Annotated in this window: 15 protein-coding genes; 7 read left to right on the top strand and 8 right to left on the bottom strand. The window is 71.1% G+C overall.

Features of this window, described 5'->3' with window-relative positions; all coding sequences use genetic code 11:
* Window positions 1–4 precede the first annotated feature (4 nt).
* Complete coding sequence (locus ACGFJ7_RS07530) at window positions 5–205, bottom strand: hypothetical protein (RefSeq protein ID WP_360243935.1); 201 nt, start codon at window positions 203–205, stop codon at window positions 5–7.
* Window positions 206–493: 288 nt separating this feature from the next.
* Between ACGFJ7_RS07530 and ACGFJ7_RS07525 the strand changes: the two genes are divergently transcribed.
* Window positions 494–700, top strand: coding sequence for a hypothetical protein (locus tag ACGFJ7_RS07525; protein WP_360243932.1), 207 nt, complete (start codon window positions 494–496; stop codon window positions 698–700).
* 48 nt (window positions 701–748) lie between these two features.
* Window positions 749–1,525 carry an ANTAR domain-containing protein gene (locus ACGFJ7_RS07520; RefSeq protein WP_392641410.1) on the top strand — a complete coding sequence of 259 codons (777 nt, stop codon included), beginning with the start codon at window positions 749–751 and terminating at the stop codon, window positions 1,523–1,525.
* Between the two features lie 514 nt (window positions 1,526–2,039).
* Here the strand turns inward: ACGFJ7_RS07520 and ACGFJ7_RS07515 are convergent.
* From ACGFJ7_RS07515 to ACGFJ7_RS07495, 5 genes are all read right to left on the bottom strand, one after another.
* The gene (locus tag ACGFJ7_RS07515) at window positions 2,040–2,345 is read right to left on the bottom strand and encodes an antibiotic biosynthesis monooxygenase (protein WP_360243926.1); all 306 of its coding nucleotides are present in this window, start codon (window positions 2,343–2,345) and stop codon (window positions 2,040–2,042) included.
* A 118-nt stretch (window positions 2,346–2,463) separates the two neighbouring features.
* The gene (locus ACGFJ7_RS07510; protein WP_392641408.1) at window positions 2,464–4,317 is read right to left on the bottom strand and encodes an MDR family MFS transporter; all 1,854 of its coding nucleotides are present in this window, start codon (window positions 4,315–4,317) and stop codon (window positions 2,464–2,466) included.
* Window positions 4,314–4,787 (bottom strand): MarR family winged helix-turn-helix transcriptional regulator, encoded by a 474-nt coding sequence (locus ACGFJ7_RS07505; protein ID WP_392641406.1) that lies wholly within the window; start codon window positions 4,785–4,787, stop codon window positions 4,314–4,316. The genes ACGFJ7_RS07510 and ACGFJ7_RS07505 overlap by 4 nt, the downstream gene beginning before the upstream one ends.
* 94 nt (window positions 4,788–4,881) lie before the next feature.
* Window positions 4,882–5,481 (bottom strand): class I SAM-dependent methyltransferase, encoded by a 600-nt coding sequence (locus tag ACGFJ7_RS07500; protein WP_392641404.1) that lies wholly within the window; start codon window positions 5,479–5,481, stop codon window positions 4,882–4,884.
* Window positions 5,478–5,948 (bottom strand): hypothetical protein, encoded by a 471-nt coding sequence (locus tag ACGFJ7_RS07495; protein WP_392641402.1) that lies wholly within the window; start codon window positions 5,946–5,948, stop codon window positions 5,478–5,480. Before ACGFJ7_RS07495 ends, ACGFJ7_RS07500 begins: the two co-directional genes overlap by 4 nt.
* A 221-nt stretch (window positions 5,949–6,169) precedes the next feature.
* On the opposite strand from ACGFJ7_RS07495, the gene ACGFJ7_RS07490 reads away from it, so the two are divergent.
* On the top strand, window positions 6,170–6,826 hold the full coding sequence (locus ACGFJ7_RS07490; protein ID WP_360243910.1) for a response regulator transcription factor: 657 nt from the start codon (window positions 6,170–6,172) through the stop codon (window positions 6,824–6,826).
* A gap of 155 nt (window positions 6,827–6,981) precedes the next feature.
* Window positions 6,982–8,298 (top strand): hypothetical protein, encoded by a 1,317-nt coding sequence (locus tag ACGFJ7_RS07485; RefSeq protein WP_392641400.1) that lies wholly within the window; start codon window positions 6,982–6,984, stop codon window positions 8,296–8,298.
* A 38-nt stretch (window positions 8,299–8,336) separates the two neighbouring features.
* On the opposite strand, the gene serA is transcribed toward ACGFJ7_RS07485, so the two are convergent.
* Both serA and ACGFJ7_RS07475 read right to left on the bottom strand, forming a co-directional pair.
* Complete coding sequence (serA, locus tag ACGFJ7_RS07480) at window positions 8,337–9,551, bottom strand: phosphoglycerate dehydrogenase (protein WP_360243901.1); 1,215 nt, start codon at window positions 9,549–9,551, stop codon at window positions 8,337–8,339.
* A 163-nt stretch (window positions 9,552–9,714) separates the two neighbouring features.
* A complete protein-coding gene (locus ACGFJ7_RS07475) occupies window positions 9,715–10,629 on the bottom strand; it encodes an aminoglycoside phosphotransferase family protein (RefSeq protein ID WP_360243898.1) in 915 nt (304 codons plus the stop codon).
* 121 nt (window positions 10,630–10,750) lie between these two features.
* Between ACGFJ7_RS07475 and ACGFJ7_RS07470 the strand changes: the two genes are divergently transcribed.
* The 3 genes from ACGFJ7_RS07470 (at window position 10,751) to dhaK (ending at window position 13,618) form a co-directional block, all read left to right on the top strand.
* Window positions 10,751–11,623: a DMT family transporter gene (locus ACGFJ7_RS07470; protein ID WP_392641397.1), complete on the top strand. Its 873-nt coding sequence runs from the start codon at window positions 10,751–10,753 to the stop codon at window positions 11,621–11,623.
* Window positions 11,624–11,945: 322 nt separating this feature from the next.
* Window positions 11,946–12,518 carry a DUF3455 domain-containing protein gene (locus ACGFJ7_RS07465; RefSeq protein WP_360243892.1) on the top strand — a complete coding sequence of 191 codons (573 nt, stop codon included), beginning with the start codon at window positions 11,946–11,948 and terminating at the stop codon, window positions 12,516–12,518.
* Window positions 12,519–12,616: 98 nt separating this feature from the next.
* Entirely contained in the window at window positions 12,617–13,618 is a 1,002-nt protein-coding gene (gene dhaK / locus ACGFJ7_RS07460) for a dihydroxyacetone kinase subunit DhaK (protein ID WP_392641395.1), read from the top strand.
* The last annotated feature ends 4 nt before the right edge of the window (window positions 13,619–13,622 follow it).

Here is a 13,622-nt window from a genome sequence, read left to right as displayed (position 1 = left end):
CTGGTCAGACTTCGAGGGCCCGGAGCGCTTCCGCGGCCTCGTCCTGCGCGTACTCGCCCTCCGGAAGCGCGTCGATCCGGGTCATCGCGGTGGCCGGCAGATCGGACGCGATCGCCCGCCGCTGGAGGTCGGCGCTGCTGAGCCGCTCCTGTGCGTCGAAGGCGTCGTCCAGGAAGGTGTCCAGCTCACGAAACTCATCGCTCACGGCCGGAGGACTACCCCTCGTACCCCAGGGCAAACTCTGTGACCGGCGTCACATGAGCTAATGGAATCAGGCCCGCGTTCCGACCGTTGAGAGCAGATGTCGGTGTGCCCAGTGTCCCCGGGCCTCACCCATTGCCTTCACGGAATACCGTTCGGCTGGAGCCGTGATGAGCCACTCGCCGCGAGGCGACCTGCACACCGACATCGCGCCGCTCCCGGTCCGCCGGGGGCGGCGCAACCTTTTCCTCGGCGGTTTGCGGTCCCCGTCCGCGCGGGTACTCGATCTCCCATGACTGATGACCGGATCGGGCAGCGCGCCGCCGATCTGCTCCCCGAGGAGCGGGTGAGCGGGGGCAGCGACGACCCGCGGGCGCAGGCGGAAGCGATCCTCGCGGAGTCGGACGAGCGCGAGGAGAACCCGGGCGCGGCCCCCGACTCGTTCCTGGAGCAGCGCAGCTCCGGGCAGGCCGCCCAAAACGGCGAAACCACCCGGTAGAGGCACAAGACTTACGTGTTCGTCGATGGTCATGGCAGGATGCCCCGCGTGCCTGCCCCAAATCGCCGGGTTTCGCCCCCGCAGCGTGGACCCGCCCGAGTTCTCACCCGGCCCGGGCGCACCCGCACACCCGCGACCCCGCCCCCGGCCGGCCCCCACCCGCTGGAACTGGCGGGCCTGCTGCACGAGCTGTCGGCCCGGCTGCTCTCGGCCGAGGGTTTCACCCCGGCCCTGGACAGGCTCGCCGAGTTCACCGCGGGAGCGGTGCCCGGCACGGTCCGCTGCTCGGTGGCCCTGATCGGCGAGGGCGCCCCCGTCTCCCAGGCCGGTCACGGCCCCGCCGGCGCGGGCGTGGACGCCCTCCAGTACGCACAGGGCACCACCGGCCCCGGCCTCGAAGCCGCCCGCACCCGCACCCTCGTCACGGTCCCGGATCTGGCCGCCGACCAGCGCTGGCCCGAACTGGCCGAGGCCGCGCGCGCCGAGGGCATACGGGCGGTCGCCGCCGTACCCCTCGACCTCCCCCGGGCCGAGGTGGGCGCCCTCAGCCTCTACTTCGACGAGCCCGGCGCGCCCGGCCCCGACCGCCTGCTGACCGCCATGGCCCTGGCCAACCAGGCCGAGGTCCTGCTCGACGAGCTACGCCGCCGCGACGCCCTCAGCGCCGGCGCCACCGTCGACCACGCCATCGGCGTCATCATCGCCCAGCGCGGCTGCGGCGTCCGCGAGGCCCACGACGTCCTCCGCGACACCGCCCAGCGCCTGGGCCTCGACCGCCACGCCGTAGCCGACCGCCTCGTCACCGCCGCCGCCCGCAACGCCTGACAGGCACGCCCGTCCCGTTTGAAGGGCACGTCCGTCAGGCCTGAAGGGGCCCCTCACGCGTGAGAAGCGCGTGCGCCCACCACGCCCGGGGAGTGCGCGCGGCACGTCTCAGAAGCGCCCCGGCCCATCTCAAGAGCGCGCCGGCTCGTCTCAGAAGCGCCCCGGCACATCTCAAGAGCGCGCCGGCATGTCTGAGAAGCGGACCCGGCCCGTTTGAGAGCGCGCCCGCCCGCCACGCCTGGGAAGCACGGCACGTCTGAGAAGCGGACCCGGCACGTTTGAGAGCGCGCCCGCCACGCCTGGGGAGCGCGGCACGTCTGAGAAGCGGGCCCGGAACGTCTCACAAGCGCGCCCGGAACGTCTCACAAGCGCGCCCGGAACGTCTCACAAGCGCGCCCGGAACGTCTCACAAGCGCGCCCGGAACGTCTCAGAAGCACGCCCGCACGTCGTGGCTGATCGGCTGGTCACGGCAGCCGCCCGGCACGTCTCAGGAGCGCACGGCAGGGGGATGCGTCAGGCCTTGTCGACGCGCTGGACGACGTCGAACTCGAGCAGGGACGCGCCGCTGGCTACGGGCTTGGCGCGTTCGCCGGAGTGGGCGGCGCGGCCGCTGCCGGCCGACCAGGCCTGGAAGTCCTCCTCGGTCTCCCAGCGCGTGTAAACGAAGTAGCGGGTCTCGCCCGCGACCGGGCGCAGCAGCTCGAACGACAGGAAACCGGGCGCGTTCTCCACGGCGCCCTGCCGGGCGGCGAACCGCTTCTCCAACTCGGGGCCGGCGCCCTCGGGAACGTCAATCGCGTTGATCTTCACAACAGCCATGCCGCAACGCTACTGCGCCGCCTCGCCGGGCCCTCGAGTTATCCACAGGCCCGCCCACGCGCCGGAAATGCGAAACGGGAGGCGGAATGTCCCCGCCTCCCGTGTCACTGAAACGCCGTCAGCGAATTGCCTCCGTCGTGCCCGGCTTGTCGCGCAGCGTTCCCGCCTCGACCTCGCCCGGTTCGTCGCTCAGCGGTCCCGCCTCGGCGTCGGCCGGCTTGTCGCGCAGCAGGCCCGCGCCGCCCTCAGCCGGCTTGTCGCGCAGTGAGCCCGCGCCTACCTCGGCCGGCTTGTCGCGCAGTGGGCCCGCGCCTACCTCGCCGGGGACGCCGTCGCTGTTCTCGGCGGCCAGGATGTCGTCGGCCCGCTGCTGCTGGGCCGAGCGCAGGCTCAGCGGGATCTCGGGCAGGAAGAAGACGACGATCAGGCCGATGACCATGACGGCCAGGGCCAGCAGGAAGACGATCTGGATGCCGTCGGAGAAGCCGACCTTGAACGGGTGGGCGATCACGTCCGAGAGCTTGCTCAGGAACGACGTGTCGTTCAGGTCGCCGCCGCCGGCGGTCGCCTGCTGGAGCGTCTGCGCCTGGGCCGGGTTGGCCTGCAGGGCCTGCTGGAACTCGGGCGTCGCGCGGGCCGCCGTGAAGGCGTCGCTGATCTTGCCGGGCAGGACGTTGAACAGGACCGACAGGAAGATCGCGGTGCCCAGGGTGCCGCCCATCGAACGGAAGAACGTCACCGAGCTGGTCGCCACGCCGATCTCCCGCGGCGAGACCGCGTTCTGCACCGCCGTGATCATGGGCTGCATGTTGCCGCCCAGGCCGAGGCCCATCAGCACCATGATCAGCATGGTGCGCCAGAGCGGGGTGTCGGCGCCGATCGTGGCGAACAGGCCGAGCGAGGCCACCATCAGCGTGCTGCCGATGATCGGGAAGATGCGGTAGCGGCCGGTCCGGGCGATGAGCTGGCCGGAGATGATCGAGCCGGACATGATGCCGAAGACGAACGGGATCATCTGCAGGCCGGCCATGGTGGCCGACGAGCCCTTCACGATCTGCAGGTACAGCGGCACGGTCATCAGGCCGCCGAACATGGCCATGCCGAGGATCGTGCTGGAGGTGGCGCCGACGGCGATCGTCCGGTTACGGAAGAGCCGCAAAGGCAGCAGAGCTTCGTCCCCGTACGCCCGTTCGGCGAGCACGAACGCGACGAGGCCGATCGCGCCGATGATGTAGCAGGCGAACGCCCGCCCCGAGTCCCAGCCCCAGTCGCGGCCCTGCTCGGCCACGGTCAGCAGCGGCACCAGGCCGACGATCAGGGCGACCGCGCCGGGCCAGTCGATGCGGTGGTCGACGCGGGTGTGCGGCAGGTGCAGCACCCGGGCCACGACGGCCATGGCCGCGATGCCGATCGGGACGTTCAGGTAGAAGACCCAGCGCCAGCCGTCGACCCACAGGATGGTGTCGGCACCCGCGAAGAAGCCGCCCAGGATCGGGCCGAGCACGCTCGCGGTGCCGAAGACGGCCAGGAAGTAACCCTGGTACTTGGCGCGCTCGCGGGGCGGCACGATGTCGCCGATGATCGCCAGGGCCAGCGACATGAGGCCGCCGGCGCCGATGCCCTGGATGGCGCGGAACGCCGCCAGCTCGTACATGTTCTGGGAGAGGCCGCAGAGGAACGAGCCGACCACGAAGATGCCGATGGCGAACAGGAAGAACGGGCGACGGCCGTACAGGTCGGAGAGCTTGCCGTACAGCGGGGTCGAGATCGTCGACGTGATCAGGAAGGCCGTGGTGGCCCAGGCCTGGATGTTGAAGCCGTGCAGGTCGTCGGCGATCGTACGGGTGGCCGTCGCCATGATGGTCTGGTCCAGCGCGGCGAGGAACATGCCCATCATCAGGCCGCCGAGGATGGTGAGGATCTGCCGGTGGGTGAATTCCACGGCCGATGGTTTCGTCGTGGGGTTGCTCACGCGTTCTCCCGTGGTGGTGGTGTCGCGGCCGGATCGTGGCGCAGGAGCGCCTCGACCGAGCTGTTGAATTGTTCGAAGAGGCCGGCGAAGGTGGCGATCCGGTCTTCCGGCCACCCGTCGAGCGCCTCGCGGAGCCAGGCCTGGCGCGCCTGCTCGAGCTGTTCGCAGGCGGCGAGCCCGGCGTCGGTGATGGCGAGTCGTGACGCCCGGCCGTCCACCGGGTCGGCCTCGCGGCGGGCGAGGCCCGCCTTCACCAGTTGCGCCACCTGACGGCTGATCGTGGAGGGGTCGGCCTGCTTGATCTCGGCCAGGTCGGTGGCGCGCATCGGACCCCGGTGCCGCAGCGGGAACAGCAGCATCAGGGCGGAGAACTCCGCACCGAGGTCTCCGACACTGAGGATGCTCCTGCTCCGCGTCGCGAGTCGGTGGAACCGCACAAGTTCCTCGGCTAATTGCGGGAGCGCGTCCACGGCGGGCCGTCCTGAGGTAGGTCTATTGGATGCGTGCACACTACAACTGATTGGTTGGTGAAAGCATCTCGATTTGGTCGACCGAGGGTGACGATCAGCGCATACGCCAGACGCCTGTGACGAGCGTCTCCGTCTCCTCCAGCGCGGCCGGCACGGGCACGACGTACTCGGCCACTCTTTCGAAGAGCCGTTCCGGGAAGTACCCCCGGCCGGGGTCCCCAACCAGGACCTCGGTGTTTTCTCGGCGGGCGGCGCGCAGGGTGGCCGTCATGGCCGGGGCGACCGCGGGGCTGTAGAAGACGTCGCCGGCGAGGAGAAGGTCGGTGGTGGCCGGGGGTTGCGTACTCAGGGTGACGCCGTTGGCCGCGGCGTTGCGCTGGGCGGCCTCGGCGGCGGCCGGATCGAGATCGGTGGCGGCGGTGGTGGCCGCGCCGGCCAGGGCGGCCGCGATCGCGGCGACGCCGCTGCCGGTGGCCAGATCGTGCACCGCCCGGCCGGCGACCGTGCCCGGATGGTCGAGCAGGTAGCGGGCCAGGGCCTGGCCGCCGGCCCAGACGAAGGCCCAGAACGGCGGCGGCTCGTCGCTGCGGAACTCGCCGCCGGTCAGATCGAACAGGCCGACCCCACGGTCGGCGAGATACAGGCGGATCTCCGGCGCCAGCGGGACGGGCAGGAGCGTGGTCTCGACCTTCACACAGTGATTGTGCTGCTCCCGGCGCTGGCCATGACGAGCTTCGCGCGGTATTCGGCGCGCGCCTCGGCCGCCCACGGCACGTCCTCGTCCTCGAGCAGGGGACGGGTGGCCAGGAAGGCGGCCGCCGTCAGCGGCTTGGCCGCGCGGTCGGCCGGGCGGCCCTCGGCGGCGGCGATCAGCTCGTCGAAGCGGTGGACGTCGACCCGCACCTGGTCGGGGTCGAGCGACCAGCGTCCACGGTGGTGGCGGACGACCGGCTCCATCGTGGCCCGGAGGGCCGACATGTCCGACTCGATGTCTTTCTTCTTTTCTTCCAGCGTCTCCGCCAGCTCCGCCGTCGACTGCGGACCCCGCAACGCGAGCAGGGCGAACAGGTGGCGCTGGCGATCTCCGCCGAAATCGGGACCGACCAGGAGGATCCCTCTGGTTCGGACCTCGACGCGGCCGAAAAGCTGGATGTCGAACATGTTTCGGAACTTTGCAAGCGAGGAAGCCAGGGCGGCAAGCCCCAATGCGGGGGGTCGAATCACCCGAAAGACTGGTGATCACGGCCGCTTGGCCTCAACCGATCATCGGGCGTACCGGTGGAACGGATCCGGCCCGGTGCCGCCGCCGTCTATTGGTAGGGCAAAGATGAGAGCCGGTACTCCTTAGACTTCCACGGGTCCGGTTGAGAGAAAGGTGGCGCATGATTAACGGCGATGCGATCAGCGTTCTCGTCGTGGACGGCCACCAGACGTTCGCCGAGCTGCTGGGACACGCCCTGGCCGGGCAGCCCGACCTCCAGTACGTGGGCCACGCGCTCACGGGTGCCGAGGCGCTGCGGCTGGCGGCGGAGCTCAAGCCGAACGTGATCCTGCTCGACCCCGATTTGTCCGATGCGGACGGTATTGCCATCGCGGAACTGCTTCGCGTGCGCCAGCCGGACACCCGTGTGGTGATCCTCACTGCCTCCGAGGAGCAGGCTCTGGTCGGCCGGGCCACGGCGGCCGGCGCGGCCGGCTTCCTGTCCAAGAACGGCGCTCTCGGCGACGTGCTGAACGCGCTGCGGACGGCGCACGGCGGCGGCATGACCGTCTCCACCGACATCCTGGCCCGGCTGCTGCGCAGCACCAGCCCGGTCGTCGGCCCCCGCGGCGGCGGCCTCACGGCGCGTGAGGACGAGGTACTCCAGCTCATGGCGGCCGGCCTCGACGCGCGGGCCATCGCCCGGCGGCTCGGCATCAGCCTGCACACGTGCCGGGGCTACGTGAAGGCGGTGCTGGCCAAACTCGGCGCGCACAGCCAGCTCGAGGCGGTCGCGATCGCCACCCGGCGGGGCCTGGTCCGCCCCGGCCGACCGTAACGCTAAGTAGTTATCGCCGGTACTCATCCGGGAAGACGCGAAATCCGTACCTGTTGCGGGGTGCCGCTGTTCATGGCGGCGTCAGGGGAAGGATTCGCGTGGACCGAGCAGCAGCTGACCGAGCAGCGGCTGGCGGGGCACCGTCCGATGTGGCGGTGGCCGAGCCGTCGGCGCCCGGGCTGGGGAGTCGAGACACCATCTATCGGCGGCCACCGGCGCGGCCGGAGGCCGAGGAGCCGTCGTGGTTCAACGGCAGCATGCAGGCCGGGGAGCCGCCGTCCGGCCCGGCCGAGGAGGCGCCGAGCCGCGCGTCGTTCGGTTTCACCGACGGCCCGATCTCACCGGTACGGCATCCGGCCTCGCCGACCTCACCGGCCCCGACCGGCCGTCCCGAGGCGGCTTCCATAGGCCGTCCTGAGGCGGCCCCGGTCAGCCGTTTCGAGGCGGCCCCGGTCAGCCGGGCCGAGCCGGCTTCGATGAGCCGTCCAGAATCCGCTCCGATGAGCAGTGCCGAGCCGGCTCCGATCGCGGTGGAGCTTCCCATCCGCCGGATGGGGGACACGGCCGAGCGACGACTGGGCATTTCGGACACTGGTGAAAGACCGGCGCTGTTCCCGAATGCGGGCTTCCGGGGTGCCGGCCTCACCGAGATCGGGGAGCGCCCGGCCGTACGGCCCCAGCCCACCGGCGCGCCGCGTCCCACGCCGCCGGCCGCCGCGCCTCGTCAGCCCCGGGGCGTCACGGTCGGCATCCTCGTGATGAGCCTGATCGTGCTGGTCGCCGGCAGCATCGTCGGCGTCGTCTACTTCACCGGCTCCGACGACGACCTCGACAGCGTGCTCCAGCTCGGCGCCGGCGAGAACGGTAAACGCACCGCCACCGCGCCGCTCGACAACCGTACGAAAGCAAGCTTTGAATTGCTCGCCGCCACCAACAAGGTCACCCTGTCCATCGGTGAGCTCGGCGACGACCTTTACCGCATCTCCACCCCGGAGGACGCCGGCATCCTGCCCAGCCCGATCGTGCGCGACGACGACGTGAAGCTCCAGGTGACCCGCGACGGCGACGGCACCGGCGGCGAGGTCGACGTGGTGCTGGCCGCGAAGGTCAACTGGCAGTTGCGCTTCTCCGGCTACGCCGAGGAGCAGGTCATCAACCTCAGCGGCGGCCAGATCAGCGGCCTCGAGATGGTCGGCGGGATGCGTTCGGCCCAGCTCACGCTGTCGCGGCCGTCCGGCACGGTACCGATCAAGATCAATGGTGCGGTGGAGAAGCTGGCGCTGAAGTCGCCGGCCGACAGCCCGGTACGGGTCAAGGTCGGCGGCGGGGCGCAGACCGTCGTGGCCGGGACGCGGACCCTGAAGGACGTCGCCGCCGGCTCCACGCTCACCCCGAAGGACTGGGCGGTGCCGAACCGCTACGACGTGGGCGCGGGCGCCCCGATCACGACGCTGACCGTGGCCAACGCCTGAGGGACGGGCCGGCCTTTCGGAAAAGGCCGGCCCGGCGGTCAGGAGAGAACGCGCAGGCGGACCGTCTGCTCCATGGCCCGCAGCCGGTCGAGCACCTCGTCGCTGAAGTCACCGCTGATGTCGGTGATCAGGTAGCCGTACTCGCCGCGGGTGCTCAGCAGCTGGCCCTCGACGTTCACCTTGTGCTCGGCCAGGATGCTGTTGACCTGGGCCAGCACGCCCGGGGTGTTGACGTGCACGTGACCGATGCGGCTCTGCCCGGCCTGCTCGGGCAGGGCGACGCCGGGGAGGTTCACGCTGAGCGTCGTGTTGCCCTCCTCGACGAAGGTGGCCAGCTTGTTGGCCACGAAAGCGCCGATGTCGGACTGCGCCTCCTCGGTCGACCCGCCGATGTGCGGGGTGAGGATGACGTTGGGCAGGCCGCGCAGCTCGGAGACGAACTCGTCGCCCCGGCCCTTGGGCTCGGTCGGGAAGACGTCGACCGCGGCGCCGGCCAGGTGGCCGCTTTCCAGGGCCTCGCGCAGGGCGACGTGGTCGACCACGATGCCGCGCGAGAGGTTCAGGAACAGGGCGCCCTCGCGCATCCGCTTGAACTGCTCGGCACCGAAGAAGCCGGCGTTGCCGGGGCGGCCGTCGACGTGGATGGTGACGATGTCGCTGGTCTCCAGCAGCTCCTCGATCGAGGCGCAGCGGTGCGCGTTGCTCAGCGCCAGCTTGTCGGCGGTGTCGTAGAACGACACGTGCATGCCGAGGTTTTCCGCCAGCACGGAGAGCTGGGTGCCGATGTTGCCGTAGCCGACGATGCCGAGGCGGCGGCCGCGGATCTCGTGGGCGCCGTCGGCCGACTTGTCCCAGACGCCCTGGTGCATGAGCGCGTTCTTCTCGGTGAGCCGCCGCGTCATCGCGATGATCTCGGCGATGGCCAGCTCGACCACCGAGCGCGTGTTGGAGAACGGCGCGTTGAAGACCGCGACGCCACCGGCGGAGGCGGCGGTCAGGTCGATCTGGTCGGTGCCGATGCAGAAGGCGCCGATCGCGACGAGCTTGTCCGCGGCCTCGAGCGCCTTGGCGCTGACCTTGGTCTTGGACCGGATGCCCAGCAGGTGCACCCCGCGGATGCGCTCGATCAGCTCGGACTCGTCGAGGGCGTTACGGACGGACTCGACGGCGTATCCCTCGGACTCGAGCCGGGTCACCGCGTCGGGATGGATGCTCTCCAGTAGTAGGACTCGCACCTTGGCCTCGTCGATCATCGTGTTCCGTTCCGTGAGGAAGTGTGGGCCGTCCGGGCCGCCACGCCGAAGCCCGACTTCCCAGCCTATAGCCCTCTGGTGACCCGCCCGGGCGGGTGTGCTCGACCTCCCATCTGGTGGTTCCGCGTCGCGGGCACGGGTACGGAGGTGACCTTTCTTCAGTTCACATCTCGGCCTTCAACCAGCGCTGGAGCTCGTCGGCCTGCCACCGCTGGAAGGCCCGTACGGTCGGTATGCCCGGCGGCGGAGGCTGCCGGCAGACGTCGCGGAACATGCCCGCGAGCGCGGCGAACGCGTCGGTCACGATCCGCCGGTCGATACCTTCGATCACCCGTTCGGGATCGCCGCCGTGCACCCAGACGTTCGCCGCGAGGTCGACGCGGTTCCACCACCGCGGGGCGACCGCCGCCCACGGCCAGTCCACGATGATCACCCGGCCGTCCGGGCGGACGATCATGTTGTCGGCCCGGATGTCGCAGTGCGCGACCGTGTCCCCGGTCCGCAGCCGGGCCACGGTCCGCTCGGCGGCGGCCCGCAGCTCGGGCAGGTGGTCGCTCTCCCAGGGGTCGAGGCCGGCCGGCGGGTCGGCGGCCACCCGGTCCCATCCCGCGAAGTCCTCGGCGAACAGGTCACCGGCGTTCTTCAGACCCGCGGGCGCCGGCGTGAGCGCCTGGTCCAGCTCGGCGAGGGCCGTCACGGCGGCGTCGATCTCGCTGGCGACCCAGGGTGTACGGGGGTGGGTGCCCGCCACGTCCTCGAGCACCAGGACCACCCAGTCGCCGTCGTCGAAACCGTCGATCAGCCGGGGTGCGGGCACCCGCTCCGGCAGCATCGCTGTGATGCGCATCTCGTCGCGCGCCAGTTCGGCCGAGCGGGCGTTGACGGCCGGGGTGACGGCCTTGACGAAGGCCCGCCGCCCCGACTCGGTGACCACCCGGTCGGCGCTGCCCGGCGAGAAGCCGCCGGGCTGGGACACGGCCGTGACCACCGGGCCGCCACCGATGATGCGCTCGATCCGCGTTCGTACGGTCTCCGGCAGCTCGAGCCACGTGATCCTTTTCCCCGACGCAGACACCATGAGCCGATCGTGGCAGTTCGCCTTCCGAGGGGGCGACCCCATTTTGGCCGGACTGGGGTCACCGCCCGTTTCCGCGCTCTTTGCCGGACTTGTGGGCGCGAAGTTCTGGCAGACTCGAAGGGTGGCTTCGCTGGGGTGGGCGGTCGTGCTGTCGGTGCTGTCCGCCGCCAGCTATGCCGCGGCGGCGGTGGCGCAGGAGCGCCTGGCCGAGCACGGCCAGCGCGGCCTCTCCCGCTGGGCCGCCGCGCTGCTGCTGACCGCCGGCGGCGTCGGCCTGCACGTGGTCGCCCTCGACTTCGGCACGGTCGCGGTCGTACAGGCCCTGGGCACGCTGACTCTGCTGTTCGCGCTCCCCATCGCTCGCCTCCGCTACGGCGTGCGGATCAGCGCCGCCGCCTGGGCCGACGCCATGCTCACGGTGGCCGGCCTGGCCGTGATCATGTCGCTGTCGGTCGAGTCCGGCCGTCCGGCCCTGCTCACCACGGCCGAGGGCCGCGAGCTCTCTCTGATCACCGTCGGCGCCGTCGGCGTGCTCACCCTGCTGGCCTGGCGCTGCGGCCCTCGCATGCGCGGCGTCCTGCTGGCCGCGGCCGCCGGCACCGCCTTCGGCATCTCGTCGGTGCTCTCCAAAGCCGTGATCGGCACCGTCACCGACGGTGGCCTCCGCTCGGTCTCCATCTTCGTCCTGGCCATGGTCGTGCTCTTCGCCATCGGTGGATACCTGCTGGGCCAGTTCTCCTACCGGGGCGCCGGCCTGGCCGCGCCGTTGGCCACGGTCAGCGTCTCCAACCCCATCGTCGCCGCCATCGCCGGCGTCGTCGTCTTCGACGAGGCCTTCCGCTCCGGCACGGTCGGCGTCGTCGTGGTCGCCGCGGCCGCCCTGGTCATGACCGCCGGCGTCATCGGGCTGGCCCGCCGTACGGCCGCACCCCCCGCCGCACAGCCGTCCGCCACGCCGTCCGGCGAACTGTCCCAGCCGGGCGGTCAGCGGTAGCGCATCCGGTATCGCTGGTGGGTCACGCCACTGCCCTCGACCACCTCGACCCGCTCGAGCCTGCCGTCCAGGGACATGCAGAAACTGGCGCTCACGGTCACGTTCGAGCTCCTTCGCCGTGCGGGTGCGCGGTCCGCGCTCGGCCCTGGGACCGCCGGCGGCGGGAGAACTCATCGCCCGAGAAAGACGGATCGCGTAGTCCTTTCGTCCATGTGCGGGGGACAAAAGGGCGACATTGACGTTGATCTAGATCCGATCGGCCGCCGGGACGCGTGCTTGTGGGCGAAGGGGCGACGCTCACGCCCCCAAACGAGGAGAAGTCATGCTCAACTCGAAGCGTTCCCGGGTTCGCGCTGCCGCTGGGGTGGGGATGGCAGCCGTGGTCGCCGGTGTCGGCGCGGTGACCTTCAACGCGTCCGCGGCCGAGCAGTCGGCGGTGGCCGTGACGGCGCCCGACGGCCGGGCCGTGTCGATTCCGGGGATTCCGGCGGCCATCAAGCCGCCCAAGGGGGCCAAGCCGATCGGGGCGTACGTCGTCGCCTCGGGTACGCAGACCTACACATGCGCCAACGGGTCGTTCGCGGGGGCGTCCGTGCCCGAGGCGCAGCTCATCGGCACGGGCGGGCGGGTGCACCACTTCGCCGGGCCGAGCTGGCAGTCGACGCGGGACGGCTCGCTGGTCAAGGCGGCCAAGGAAGCCGAGAGCGCGCGGGCCGGCACGATTGCGGAGCTGCTGCTCAAGGTCACCGAGAAGTCCGGGTCGGGTGTGCTGGGCAAGGCCACCTACATCAACCGGCTGCTCACCTCGGGCGGCACCGCGCCGGCCGGCACCTGCGTGGACGGGACCAAGAAGGCGGTGCCGTACGGCGCGGTCTACGTGTTCTGGACGAACTGAGAGGCGGTGAAGGTCGTCGGCTTGACGGGTCGTAATCGGTCGATGATCGGGCGTAGTTTGAGGACGGCAGGTCGTTCCCTCAGCGGTGAGGAGCCACCATGAAGAAGCTCATCAACGACCCCTCGAACGTCATCGCCGACGCCCTTCACGGCATTGCCGCCGCCCATCCGGAGCTGCGCGTCGACCACGAGAACCGGATCATCGTGCGGGGTGACGCGCCGGTGCGCGGCAAGGTCGGCCTGGTCTCCGGCGGCGGCTCGGGGCACGAGCCGCTGCACGGCGGATTCGTCGGGCCCGGCATGCTCGACGCCGCCTGCGCGGGCGAGATCTTCACGTCGCCGGTGCCCGACCAGATGACGGCGGCGACCCAGGCCGTCGACGGCGGCGCCGGCGTGCTGCACATCGTGAAGAACTACACCGGCGACGTCATGAACTTCGAGCTCGCGGCCGAGATGGTCGCGGCCGACAGCGGCACCGAGGTCGTCGCGGTCGTCGTCGACGACGACGTGGCCGTGCAGGACAGCCTCTACACGGCCGGGCGCCGGGGCGTCGGGGCCACCGTGCTGCTGGAGAAGATCGCCGGGGCGGCGGCCGAGGAGGGCCGGCCCCTGGCCGAGGTGGCCGAGGTGGCGCGCAAGGTCAACGCGTACTCCCGGAGCATGGGTCTGGCCTTGACCTCGTGCACCGTGCCGGCGGCCGGCAAGCCGACCTTCGACCTGCCCGAGGACCAGATGGAGGTCGGCATCGGCATCCACGGCGAGCCCGGCCGCCGCCGCGTGCCGGTCGCGCCGGCCGACGAGATCGCCGAGATGCTGGTCGGCCCGATCCTGTCCGACCTCGACTACACCGGCGGCGACAGCGTCATCGCGTTCGTCAACGGCATGGGGGCGACGCCGCTGATCGAGCTGTACGTGATGTTCAACGAGGTGTCGCAGCTGCTGGCCAAGGCCGGTGTGCCGGTGGCGCGGTCGCTCGTGGGGCCGTACATCACAAGCCTTGACATGGCCGGCTGCTCGGTCACCCTGCTGAAGGCGGATGACGAGATCCTGCGATTGTGGGACGCGCCGGTCAACACGCCGGCGCTGCGGCGCGGGGTCTGACGCC

The organism is Actinoplanes sp. NPDC048988, from assembly GCF_043197815.1.
In the GTDB taxonomy this organism is placed as follows: Bacteria; Actinomycetota; Actinomycetes; order Mycobacteriales; family Micromonosporaceae; genus Actinoplanes.
The sequence above is the reverse complement of the archived record's forward strand: the minus strand, read 5'-3'. Positions and strand labels throughout refer to the sequence as shown.

Bases quoted from the DNA above. Each gene is read 5' to 3' on its own strand.
- ACGFJ7_RS07495 (WP_392641402.1), bottom strand. From the start codon at position 5,948: ATGTTCGACATCCAGCTTTTCGGCCGCGTCGAGGTCCGAACCAGAGGG.
- ACGFJ7_RS07490 (WP_360243910.1), top strand. From the start codon at position 6,170: ATGATTAACGGCGATGCGATCAGCGTTCTCGTCGTGGACGGCCACCAG.
- ACGFJ7_RS07465 (WP_360243892.1), top strand. From the start codon at position 11,946: ATGCTCAACTCGAAGCGTTCCCGGGTTCGCGCTGCCGCTGGGGTGGGG.
- ACGFJ7_RS07525 (WP_360243932.1), top strand. From the start codon at position 494: ATGACTGATGACCGGATCGGGCAGCGCGCCGCCGATCTGCTCCCCGAG.
- serA (WP_360243901.1), bottom strand. From the start codon at position 9,551: ATGATCGACGAGGCCAAGGTGCGAGTCCTACTACTGGAGAGCATCCAT.
- dhaK (WP_392641395.1), top strand. From the start codon at position 12,617: ATGAAGAAGCTCATCAACGACCCCTCGAACGTCATCGCCGACGCCCTT.
- ACGFJ7_RS07515 (WP_360243926.1), bottom strand. From the start codon at position 2,345: ATGGCTGTTGTGAAGATCAACGCGATTGACGTTCCCGAGGGCGCCGGC.
- ACGFJ7_RS07475 (WP_360243898.1), bottom strand. From the start codon at position 10,629: ATGGTGTCTGCGTCGGGGAAAAGGATCACGTGGCTCGAGCTGCCGGAG.